The sequence below is a fragment of the Hydrogenimonas sp. genome (genome assembly GCF_029933015.1).
Taxonomy (GTDB): domain Bacteria; phylum Campylobacterota; class Campylobacteria; order Campylobacterales; family Hydrogenimonadaceae; genus Hydrogenimonas.
On the sequence record NZ_JAOZOZ010000182.1, the window covers coordinates 1,197 to 2,642 of the forward strand.

Here is a 1,446-nt window from a genome sequence, read left to right on the forward strand (position 1 = left end):
CAAAACTTCCTGGCCGCCTCCGGGGGCGACGCCTCATGAGCGGCATCGATCTGGGGACCGTCTTTCTGGTCGCCTTTCTGGGCAGCATCGGCCACTGCATCGGTATGTGCGGCGGCTTCGTCATGGCCTACAGCGCCGCGAAGATCGACCAGGAGTGGGGCAAAGGACACCAGAGTCTCGCCCATCTACTCTACAACACCGGCCGGGTCGCCGCCTACATGATCATCGGGGCCCTCTTCGGAGCGCTGGGAAAGGTCTTCTCCTTTTCGATGGCGAGCAAAGGGGGTCTTTTCATCTTTATCGGCGTGCTGATGGTGCTGATGGGGCTCTCCCTCATGGGAAAACTCAAATTCATCACCTATATCGAAAGCTCCGGCGCCAACAGCGGCCTTTTTCGCAGCCTCTTTCGACGCCTGATCGCCTCCCGGTCTCTGCCCAGCTTTTTTCTGCTGGGCATGCTCAACGGCTTCATCCCATGCGGTTTCGTCTACTTCTTCGCCGCCTTCGCCGCCGCGACAGCCTCGCCTCTGTGGGGCGCTGTGGTAATGCTGGTCTTCGGTCTGGCGACCATTCCCGTCCTCTTCACTCTGGGCTTCTTTTCGAGCTCTCTGATGCAGAAGGTAGCGTTCCGACAGATCGCCGTGAAGACGGCGGGGGCGCTCGTGATCCTCTACGGCCTCTTCACCGGATACAAGGGCTACATGCTCATCACCCATCCCGAAACGATCAAGACCAAGATGATCCATATGAAAGAAGAACTCGGGAAAGAGCTGAAAGAACACCATGAAGATTAGAACCACCCCTTCCGTCGTCGTCCGGCTGCTTCTTTGGACCGTGATGCTCGTCGGAGGTACGGCACTGGGACTGTGGCTCGATCTGCGATGGTATCGGGATCTGCTCTTTTCGCCCCTGTGGCATCTGCTCACATTTCCCCTCGGCTTCGTGATGATGAAGCTGGCCTTTCGCGCCGCCGCCGCGGGGGGCAGGGAGCTGGCCAGACACGGCAAATCCTCCTCCGACGTACCGCGTCTGGAGACCGACCGGCTGGTCACCACCGGCATCTATGAACATATGCGCCATCCGATGCTCTTCGGACTGACGCTGGTGCCTATGGCCCTGGCTTTCCTCGTCGGATCTCCTGCCTACATCACGCTCATCGCCCCGGTGGAGATGATTTTTATCGTCGTCATGGTGCTGACGTTCGAAGAACGGGAGTGCCGCCAGAAGTTCGGAAAGGAGTACGACGAGTACGCCCGGCGCGTTCCTCCGGTCTGCTTCAGACCCCCCTGCCTCAAACTTCTCTTTTCAGGAAAATAGAAGACTTTTTCCAAATGGCAAACCACGGTTTTCCGCGCTTTTCAGCTCATCCCGACCTTTGCCGCCTTTCTTCCCGACACTGTTTCCATATGGAACGATGTATCCAGGTTGCATTAAAGTTGATTGACA

At 57.7% G+C, this 1,446-nt stretch carries 2 protein-coding genes; both read left to right on the plus strand.

What is annotated here, in order from left to right; translation table 11 throughout:
• Nucleotides 1-794 (plus strand): sulfite exporter TauE/SafE family protein (locus tag Q1K23_RS08995; protein WP_366522655.1); only part of this gene is annotated, 794 nt, incomplete at its 5' end.
• Entirely contained in the window at nt 784-1,317 is a 534-nt protein-coding gene (locus Q1K23_RS09000; RefSeq protein WP_300363980.1) for an isoprenylcysteine carboxylmethyltransferase family protein, read from the plus strand. The genes Q1K23_RS08995 and Q1K23_RS09000, both read left to right, overlap by 11 nt.
• Nucleotides 1,318-1,446: the final 129 nt, after the last annotated feature.

What these genes read in the sequence shown, in the direction of transcription:
- Q1K23_RS09000 (WP_300363980.1), top strand. Translation starts at nt 784, where the DNA reads ATGAAGATTAGAACCACCCCTTCCGTCGTCGTCCGGCTGCTTCTTTGG.